Origin of the sequence: Cellulomonas avistercoris (genome assembly GCF_014836445.1) — a bacterium.
GTDB classification, from domain to species: Bacteria; Actinomycetota; Actinomycetes; order Actinomycetales; family Cellulomonadaceae; genus Cellulomonas; species Cellulomonas avistercoris.
Window position 1 is genome coordinate 132997 of record NZ_JACSQV010000012.1, and the last position, 9072, is coordinate 142068.

The following is a 9072-nucleotide window of genomic DNA, read 5'->3' on the forward strand; positions in this document are numbered from 1 at the left end:
ATGCCCCGGTACCTACGGTCAGAGTATGTCGATCCCGCTCATATCGGACGCCCGGCCGGCCCGGGCGGCCGCCGACGCGCCGGGGTGGGACGCGGTGCTCGCCGCCACCGTCGTCCACGTCGGGCGCACGGTCGTGGTGCTGCGCACGTCCGGTGGTCTGCTCGTGCCGGTCACGTCCGCCGCGCACGGTCTGGTGCCGGGCGGGGTGTGCCTCGCGGACGACGGCGACCTCGACCGCGTCCGCACCACGCCCGTGGGCAGCCGGCTCGACCGCGGGCAGTGGGCGACGTCGCTGCGCCGAGCGGTCCGGGTCGACCTGACCGTGCGCCGCGCGGCGGTGGACACCGCCGCCGCGCACGCCCTGGCCGCCGGCGCGGCCGTCCCGGACGGTGGCGGGCCGCTGGACCCCGGCCCGGCCCGGTCCGGGGGACGCGTCCTGGTCGCCGCGGCCGGCGCGGACGACGTGCGGCGCGTGCGGCGGGTGCTGCGCGGCCTCGTCGGCGTCGGCCCCGGGTCCACGCCCAGCGGTGACGACGTCGTCGTGGGGGCGCTCGCAGGCCTCGACCGGCGGTCCGACGACGCGGCCGCGCGTGCCGCAGCGGCGATCCGCCGGGCGCTGCCCGAACTTCTCGACCGCACCACGAGCCTGTCGCAGCACGACCTGCGCGCGGCGCTCGAGGGGCAGGCCGCCGAGCGGGTCCACCGGCTGCTCGAGGCCACCGCCGACGTGCGGCTGGTCGCCGCGGCGCTCCGCGAGGCGCGCTGCTGGGGAGCGACCTCGGGCCTCGACCTCGCGGCCGGCGTGGCCGCGGGTGCGCGCGGACCCGGGGCGTGGTCGGGACGTCGGACCGCGCAGCAGCGCGTCGACCTGAGCAGGACCGCATGACGCCGGCCGCGACGCAGACGCTCGCCGCCCGCGTGTTCCCGCGCCTGTACCGCGACTCCGTGACGCTCATGTCGCTCGCCGCGGCGCTCGAGCGGCGCGCCGGCGTGACGCGTGCGGGGGTCGTCATGGGCACCCCGGGCAACCTCGCGATCCTCGAGCGCTCCGCGATGCGGCCGCCCGACGTCGCACCCGCGCCGGACGACCTCGTCGTCGTCGTGCGAGGCGCGGACGAGGCGACCGTCTCCGCGGCGCTCGAGGCCGCAGCGGCCGGCCTCGACGCGGTCGTGCAGGACAGCGGTCCCCGGCGCGAGCGCGCCCCGCAGACGGTCACCGAGGGGCTGACCGTCGACCCCGCCCTGACGCTGGCGGTGGTCTCGACGCCCGGCCCGTACGCGCCCGTCGTCGTCGAGCAGGCGCTGCGCGCCGGGCTCCACGTGCTGTGCTTCTCCGACAACGTGCAGACGGCCGACGAGGTCCGGCTCAAGGACCTGGCCGCGCAGCGCGGGCTGCTGCTCATGGGACCGGACTGCGGCACCGCGATCCTCGACGGCGTGCCGCTGGGGTTCGCCAACGCCGTGCGCCGCGGTCCGGTCGGCATCGTCGCGGCCTCCGGGACGGGCGCGCAGGAGGTCGCGTGCCTGCTGCACCGCGCCGGGACCGGGGTCTCCCAGCTCGTCGGCGTGGGCGGGCGCGACCTGTCGACCGCCGTCGGCGGCACCATGACCCACCTCGCGCTCGACCTCCTCGGCGCGGACGACGCGACCGACGTCGTCGTCGTCGTGTCCAAGCCGCCCGCTGCGGAGGTCGCCCGGCGCCTGCTCGCGCGCCTGGCCACGCTCGGGAAGCCCGCGGTGGCGTGCCTGCTCGGCGAGGGCGACACCGACGGCCCCGTGCCGCTGCGCGGCACTCTCGAGGGCGGAGCGCGCGCGGCGGCCGCGCTGGTCGGTGCGGTGCTGGACCTCGAGCCCGTCGCCCTGCCGAGCGCGACGCCGACGGGCGGCGTCCTCGGCCTGTACACCGGCGGGACGCTGGCCGCCGAGGCGCGGGTGGTGCTGCGGCGCGCCGGCGTCCCGGCGCAGGTGCTCGACCTGGGGGACGACGAGTACACGGTCGGACGGCCGCACCCGATGATCGACCCCGCGGGCCGCGCGGCGGCGGTCGTCGCCGCGGGTGACCGGCCCGACGTGGGCGTCCTGCTCGTCGACCTCGTCCTGGGTCACGGCGCCGCGGCCGACCCGACCACGCCGCTCGCGGAGGCCGCCGCGGCCGCGGTCCGCGCCGCCCGGTCCGGCGGCCGCGAGCTCGTGGTGCTGGCGTCGGTGTGCGGCACGGACGGCGACCCGCAGGGTCTGGCGTCGGCCCGTCGCACGCTGGTGCAGGCCGGGGTCGTCGTCCACCCGTCCAACGCGGCCGCGGCACGTGCCGCCGTCGCCGTGCTCTGCCGCAGCGGGAGGACCGCGTGATCGCCGGAGGGGTGCGCGTCCTCAACGTCGGCCTGCCCGCGGTCGTCGAGGGGGTCGCGCCCGCGGACGTGCTCCAGCTCGACTGGCGGCCCCCCGCCTTCGGCGACGCCGAGGCCGCGCGGCTCGCGCTCGCGCTCGACGACGACGTCACGCAGGGGGCGAACCGCCGCGCGCTCGCCGCCGTGCACGCCGCGCGTCCGCAGCTCGTCGGCGTGCGTCCCGCGCGGGAGGTGGTCCCCGGCACGGGCGACGGGCGGGTGCTGCTGCACGCCGGGCCGCCCATCGCGTGGGAGCGGATGTGCGGGCCGGTCCGCGGCGCGCTGGTCGGTGCCGTGCTGCTGGAGGGCTGGGCGGCGACGTCGCAGGAGGCACGTGACCTCCTCGCCGGCGGCGGGGTCGTCCTGGACCCGTGCCACCACCACGGGGTGGTCGGTCCGATGGCGGGCGTCCTGTCGCCCTCGATGCCGGTGCTCGTCGTCGAGGACGGCGACCGCCGCGCGTTCGCGTCGCTCAACGAGGGCCTGGGACGTGTGCTGCGCTTCGGCGCCTTCGACACCGACGTGCTCGACCGCCTGCGCTGGATGCGTGACGTGCTCGCACCGGTCCTGGACGCCGCGCTGGGGGAGGAGGGTCCCGTCGACGTGACGTCGCTGCTCGCGCAGGCGCTCACGATGGGCGACGAGGGCCACAACCGCTCCGTGGCGGCGACGGCCCTGCTGACGCGGCGCCTCGCACCGGCGGTGGCCCAGCAGGAGCAGGGCGTCCCCGCGCTGCGGTTCCTCGCGGGCAACGACCACTTCGCGCTCAACCTGTCGATGGCCGGTGCGAAGCTGGCCATGGACGCCGCCGTCGGGACCGAGCACTCCACGCTCGTCACGGCCATGGCGCGCAACGGCGTCGAGTTCGGCCTGCGGGTCGCGGGCACGGGGGACCGGTGGTTCACCGCCCCCGTCGGCGCCGCCGACGGGCTCTTCTTCCCGGGCTACGACCGCGCGGACGCCAACCCGGACCTCGGGGACTCCGCGATCACCGAGACGCTGGGCATCGGCGGCTTCGCGATGGCGGCCGCTCCCGCGATCACCGCGTTCGTCGGCGGCACGCCCGACGACGCCCTGGAGACGACGCTCTCCATGCGGCGCATCACGACGGGCCCCCATCCCGCGCTCCGGCTCGCGTCGCTGGGCTTCGCCGGTGCGCCCAGCGGTATCGACGTGCTCAAGGTCCTCGACACCGGCGTGCTCCCGGTCATCAACACCGGGATCGCGCACCGCGAGGCCGGCGTGGGGCAGATCGGTGCGGGCATCGTCGAGGCGCCGCCCGCCGTCTTCCTCCAGGCGGTCCGCGCGCTGCACGCGGCGAGGTCCCGATGACCGGCGCCGTGCTGCTCGCCGTCGGCGGCAACGCGCTCGTCCTCGACGGCGAGGCCGGCACCGTCGCCCGCCAGCAGGAGCGCGCCGCGCACCTCGCCACGCAGGTCGCCGACCTCGTCGCGGACGGCCGGCGCGTCCTCGTCACGCACGGCAACGGACCGCAGGTGGGGTACATCGTGCGCCGCGGCGAGCTCGTCGCGGCGGACGCCGCGTCCGAGGGCCTGCCCGACCTGCCGCTGTGGCTCGCCGTCGCCGACTCCCAGGGCGGCATCGGGCACCTCCTCACCGTGGCGCTCGACGGTGCGCTCGAGCGGCGCGGGCTGGGCGTGCGCGCGGTCGCCGTCCTCACCCACGTCGAGGTCGACCCGCACGACCCGGCCTTCGCGCTGCCGACGAAGCCGATCGGCGCCGCGATGACGGCGACGACCGCCCGGCGGCGCGCGGTCGAGGGCTGGTCCGTCGTCGAGACGGCACCCGGCGTGCACCGCCGCGTCGTGCCGAGCCCGCTGCCGCGGCGCGTCCTCGAGGCCGAGCAGATCCAGGTGCTCGCGGCCACAGGGGCCGTCGTCGTCGCGGCGGGTGGCGGGGGCATCCCGGTCGTCCGCCGCGGCGACGCGTGGCGCGGCGTCGACGCGGTCGTGGACAAGGACCATGCGTCGGCTCTGCTCGCGGCGTCGATCGGCGTCGACACGCTGGTCCTGGTCACCGGAGTCGACGAGGTGTGCGTGGGGTGGGGGACGCCGGACCGGCGGGCGCTGCGCCACGTCGACACGGTCGAGCTGCGCGGGCACCTCGAGGCGGGCGAGTTCCCCGCGGGGTCCATGGGCCCCAAGGTCGCCGCCGCGCTGCAGTTCGTCGCCGACGGCGGTCGTCGCGCCGTCATCACGTCCCTGCCCCGCCTGCGCGACGCGCTCGAGGGCCGGTCGGGGACGCACCTCACCGTGGGGAGCACCCCGGCACCCACGGCAGCACCGGACCGTCGGACAGCACCGACAGGAGAACCGATGATCACCGTCCCCGCCGATCCCTTCCCCTTCACCTTCGACCCCCGCCACGTCGCGCTGCTGTGCATCGACTTCCAGCGCGACTTCATGGAGGCCGGGGGCTTCGGGGAGTCCCTGGGCAACGACGTGTCGCGGCTGCGCGGCACGATCGAGCCCACGAGCCACGTCCTGGCCGCCTTCCGGCGTCACGGCTGGCCGGTCATCCACACCCGCGAGGGCCACCGCCCGGACCTCGCCGACCTCTTCCCGGCGAAGCGCGACCGGGGGAGCCCCGCGCTGCGCATCGGCGAGGAGGGGCCGATGGGGCGCCTGCTCGTGCGCGGCTCGGCAGGCCACGGCATCGTCCCCGAGCTCGCCCCCGTCGCCGGCGAGGTCGTCCTCGACAAGCCGGGCAAGGGCTCGTTCTACGCGACGGACCTCGAGACCATCCTGCGGGCCCGCGGGATCACGAGCCTCGTCGTCACGGGCGTCACCACCGAGGTCTGCGTCCAGACGACCGTCCGGGAGGCGAACGACCGCGGCTTCGAGGCGCTCGTCCTGTCCGACTGCACGGCGTCGTACTTCCCGGAGTTCCACCGCTCGGCACTCGACATGTTCTGCGCGCAGGGCGGCATCGTCGGATGGGTCGGGACGTCCGACGCCCTCCTCGCCGCGCTGCTCCCCACGACGATCCACGAGGAGGTCGCACGATGAGCGATGCTGCACCCGCCGCGCAGGCCGCGGACCGCCCCGCCGCGCCGCCCGCCCGGCTGCCGTGGTGGACGACGGGCGACTGGAACGGCCTGTTCGGCCTCGGCACCAACGTCCTGCTCAACGTCATCGTCCTGACGGGGCTGTGCCTGGCCGTCGTCCAGATCCCCGCGGACACCGTCTACGGGCGGGTCCTGCCCGCACTGGGCATCGCCCTGCCGCTCGGCAACATCTGGTACGCCGTGCTGGCCCGGCGGCTCGCCCGCCGGGAGGGCCGCACCGACGTGACGGCACTGCCCTACGGGCCCAGCGTCCCGCACACGTTCATCGTCGTGTTCGTCGTCATGCTGCCGGTGTTCCTGCAGACGCAGGACGCGCTCGCGGCGTGGCGGGCGGGCCTGGCGTGGGCGTTCATCATCGGGTGCATCGTCCTGCTCGGCGCGGTGCTCGGCCCGTGGATCCGGCGCTGGACGCCCCGCGCGGCGCTGCTCGGCGCGCTCGCGGGCATCTCGATCACCTTCATCTCCATGAGCCCCGCCGCGCAGATGTGGCAGGCCCCGTGGATCGCGTTCGTGGCGTTCGGGTTCATCCTCGTCGGCTGGCTCGGCGGTCGGCGGATGCCGTGGGGCGCACCCGTGGGGCTCGTCGCGGTGATCGTCGCGACGGCGATCGCGTGGGTGGCCGTGGCGGCGGGGTGGTCCGGCATCCTCGAACCCAGCGCGGTCACGCAGTCGCTCGCGGACCTCGCCGTGCACCTGCCCCTGCCCTCGACCGACGTCGTCGCCGGCCTGCAGGACATCGCGCCGCTGCTGGCCTCGGCCATCCCGCTCGGCATCTACAACTTCACCGAGGGCATGACGAACGTGGAGTCCGCGGCGGCGGCGGGGGACCGGTACTCCGTGCGCCAGGTGCTCGCCGCCGACGGGCTCGGCGCCGTCGTCGGATCGTTCCTCGGCTCGCCGTTCCCGCCCGCGGTGTACATCGGCCACCCCGGCTGGAAGGCCGTCGGGGGCCGGGTCGGGTACTCGCTGGCGACGGGGATCGTCGTGGGTCTCGTGTGCTTCACCGGTCTGGTCGGCACGTTCCTCGCGGTGTTCCCCATGCAGGCGCTGGTGCCCGTCCTGCTGTACATCGGCCTGGTCATCGGGGCGCAGGCGTTCCACGTGAACGCGCGCCGGTACTTCCCGGCGATCGTCCTGGCGATGATCCCGAGCCTGGCGGAGTGGGCGACGGGGCTGATCAACAACGCGCTCGCGGCGGCCGGGACCTCGGCGCAGGAGGTCGGCACGGGCGCGCTGCTCGCCAACGGAGTCGTCTACGACGGCCTCCTGCTGCTCGGGCAGGGCGCGGTGCTCGTCGGCATCCTGCTGGGGGCCATCGCCTGCTTCGTCCTCGACCGCCGGCTCCACGCCGCGGCCGCCACGGCGGCGATCGGGGCGGTGCTGTCCTTCTTCGGGCTCGTCAACGCCGTCGAGGTGGGCGTCAACGCGTCACCTGCCGTGACCCTCGGGTACCTGTTCCTCGCCGTGCTCCTCGCGGGCTTCGGGTGGTACCTGCGCCACGAGCGGTCCGACGCCGTTGACGACGAGCTGCTCTTCGTCAACGGCACCCTCATGCGCGGACTGGGGCTGCACGCCCACCTCGACGGTGCCGAGCTGCTCGAGGAGACGTCGACCGTGCCCCGCTACCGGGTGCACGCCATCGACGGCGCCTACCCCGGGATGTACCGCGTCGGCGACGACGAGGAGGGGGCGTCGGTGCCCGGTGAGCTCTACCAGGTGCCGGCCGAGGTGCTCGTCCGGGTCCTCGAGGGCGAGCCGCCCGGGCTGTACCGCGGGCCCGTCGAGCTCGCCGACGGCCGCCGCGTGCCGGGGATCCTGTCCCGACGCGCCACGGCGCAGGAGCACCCGGAGATCACCGACCACGGGGGGTGGCGCCAGTACGTCGCCACCACGTCGTCACCGGTGGTCGGCTGACCGCACCGTCCCGGCACCGCCCCGGCCCCCCCGCCCCCCCGCCCGGGCGGTCGAGCGCCGCCAGCGCGGCCGCCGCCAGCTCGCCGACGTGGTCGACGACGCCCAGCGACCCGGCCTCGAGCAGCTCACCGGGCTGCGCGTACCCCCACGCGACGCCCAGGCAGTCGACGCCGTTCGCGCGCGCGCCGTGCACGTCGTGCTCGCGGTCCCCGACCATGAGCACGGCGCCGCCCGGACGCAGCGCGTCGAGCGCGGCGGCGACGACGGTCGCCTTGGACGACGGCACGTGGTCGAGCGGCGCGCCGAAGACGCCCTCGAGGTACCGCGCGAGGCCGAAGCGCTCGCAGATCGGCCCCGCGAACACCTCGGGCTTGCTCGTCGCGACAGCGAGCCGGACCCCGGCGTCCCGCAGGGCCACGAGCTGCTCCGGGATGCCGTCGTAGACGCTGTTCTCCCACATGCCCGTCGTGCGGAAGTAGCCGCGGTAGGCGTCGACGGCCTCGGTCACGCGTGCCGGCGGCACCCCGAACCGCGCGAACGAGTCGACCAGGGGCGGGCCGACGAAGCCGCGCAGGGCGGCGTCGTCCGGCACCGGCATCCCCAGCGTGGTGAACGCGACGCGCGCGCTCGCGGCGATGCCGGGGTAGGAGTCGGTGAGGGTGCCGTCGAGGTCGAGCAGGACCAGGGGTGCGGGAGTCATCCCGGCCATCCTCCCAGGAGGTGGCCGTCAGCCGGTCACGCGCGCGAGCACGGCGGCGGGGACGTCGGCGGGGGACGCGAGCACGTCCACGGCGCCGGCGGCGCGCAGCTCGGCCTCGCCGCCGTACCCCCACAGCGCACCGAGGCACGGCAGCCCGTGGTCGGCCGCGCCGTGCACGTCGTGCTCGCGGTCGCCGAGCATGACGGCGCGCACCGGGACGTCGCCGCGGGTCTCGCGGACCCAGGCCAGCGCCCGCCCGATGATCTGGCCCTTCGTCTCGGACTCGTCGTCGGGCGCGCCGACCACGTGGTCCAGCAGCGGTGAGAGCCCGACGGCGTCGCAGATCGGCACCGCCCAGCGGGCGGGCTTGGCCGTCGCGACGACGAGCAGCACACCGGCCTCGCGCAGGGCCGTCAACGCCTCCGGGACGCCCTCGAAGACGCGGGTGTCCCACACGCCGTCGCGCCCGAAGTGCTCGCCGTACCCGGCGACGGCCTCGTCGAGCAGGTCGGCGGGCACACCGTGCGTCGTGAAGGACCAGGTGATCGGCGGACCGGCGAAGGACCGCATGACGGCCTCGGTCGGCGCGGGCACGCCGATTCGCGCGTAGGCGGCGCGCACGGCCGCCACGATGCCGGACGCGGAGTCCATGAGGGTGCCGTCGAGGTCGAGCAGGGCCACGGGAAGGGCGGTGGTCATGTGCTCGATGGTGCCCCGCAGGCACGCGCCCCGACGAATCGCGCCGCTCCCGCCGCGCACCGCTGCGGGAGATCAGGATGACCGCGGGCGCACCACCTCGTATGCTGGCGGCACAGGCGTCGACCCGGCCATCACCGGTGAGCCTCCGGAAGAACGGGACGAGCGTCACGGCGTGCGTCCTCAGTAGAACCGGACGGGGCAGGCCCGTCACAGCCGCAGGCGAGAGGTCGGGGGCCCGCCCCCGGCAAGCGAGGTGGTACCGCGGTGGTCCCCGGGTGGTCCGG

Annotated in this window: 7 protein-coding genes; 5 read left to right on the forward strand and 2 right to left on the reverse strand. The window is 76.1% G+C overall.

Features of this window, described 5'->3' with window-relative positions; translation table 11 throughout:
• The first annotated feature begins 25 nt into the window (after nt 1-25).
• The 5 genes from H9657_RS14205 to H9657_RS14225 are packed head-to-tail and all read left to right on the forward strand — an operon-like array spanning nt 26 to nt 7389.
• Entirely contained in the window at nt 26-886 is an 861-nt protein-coding gene (locus tag H9657_RS14205; RefSeq protein ID WP_191784068.1) for an oxamate carbamoyltransferase subunit AllH family protein, read from the forward strand.
• Nucleotides 883-2349 carry a transcriptional regulator gene (locus H9657_RS14210; protein WP_191784069.1) on the forward strand — a complete coding sequence of 489 codons (1467 nt, stop codon included), beginning with the start codon at nt 883-885 and terminating at the stop codon, nt 2347-2349. Before H9657_RS14205 ends, H9657_RS14210 begins: the two co-directional genes overlap by 4 nt.
• Nucleotides 2346-3719 (forward strand): YlbE family protein, encoded by a 1374-nt coding sequence (locus tag H9657_RS14215; RefSeq protein ID WP_191784070.1) that lies wholly within the window; start codon nt 2346-2348, stop codon nt 3717-3719. The genes H9657_RS14210 and H9657_RS14215 overlap by 4 nt, the downstream gene beginning before the upstream one ends.
• Entirely contained in the window at nt 3716-5416 is a 1701-nt protein-coding gene (locus H9657_RS14220; RefSeq protein WP_191784071.1) for a carbamate kinase, read from the forward strand. The genes H9657_RS14215 and H9657_RS14220 overlap by 4 nt, the downstream gene beginning before the upstream one ends.
• A complete protein-coding gene (locus H9657_RS14225) occupies nt 5413-7389 on the forward strand; it encodes an allophanate hydrolase-related protein (protein ID WP_191784072.1) in 1977 nt (658 codons plus the stop codon). The genes H9657_RS14220 and H9657_RS14225 overlap by 4 nt, the downstream gene beginning before the upstream one ends.
• Here H9657_RS14225 and H9657_RS14230 read toward each other — a convergent pair.
• Both H9657_RS14230 and H9657_RS14235 read right to left on the reverse strand, forming a co-directional pair.
• A complete protein-coding gene (locus H9657_RS14230) occupies nt 7328-8089 on the reverse strand; it encodes an HAD hydrolase-like protein (protein ID WP_191784073.1) in 762 nt (253 codons plus the stop codon). The two genes, H9657_RS14225 and H9657_RS14230, sit on opposite strands and share 62 nt — an antisense overlap.
• Nucleotides 8090-8116: 27 nt before the next feature.
• Nucleotides 8117-8788 carry an HAD hydrolase-like protein gene (locus H9657_RS14235; RefSeq protein ID WP_191784074.1) on the reverse strand — a complete coding sequence of 224 codons (672 nt, stop codon included), beginning with the start codon at nt 8786-8788 and terminating at the stop codon, nt 8117-8119.
• Nucleotides 8789-9072 lie beyond the last annotated feature (284 nt).

Bases quoted from the DNA above. Each gene is read 5' to 3' on its own strand.
- H9657_RS14205 (WP_191784068.1), top strand. From the start codon at position 26: ATGTCGATCCCGCTCATATCGGACGCCCGGCCGGCCCGGGCGGCCGCC.
- H9657_RS14210 (WP_191784069.1), top strand. From the start codon at position 883: ATGACGCCGGCCGCGACGCAGACGCTCGCCGCCCGCGTGTTCCCGCGC.
- H9657_RS14220 (WP_191784071.1), top strand. From the start codon at position 3,716: ATGACCGGCGCCGTGCTGCTCGCCGTCGGCGGCAACGCGCTCGTCCTC.
- H9657_RS14225 (WP_191784072.1), top strand. From the start codon at position 5,413: ATGAGCGATGCTGCACCCGCCGCGCAGGCCGCGGACCGCCCCGCCGCG.
- H9657_RS14230 (WP_191784073.1), bottom strand. From the start codon at position 8,089: ATGACTCCCGCACCCCTGGTCCTGCTCGACCTCGACGGCACCCTCACC.
- H9657_RS14235 (WP_191784074.1), bottom strand. From the start codon at position 8,788: ATGACCACCGCCCTTCCCGTGGCCCTGCTCGACCTCGACGGCACCCTC.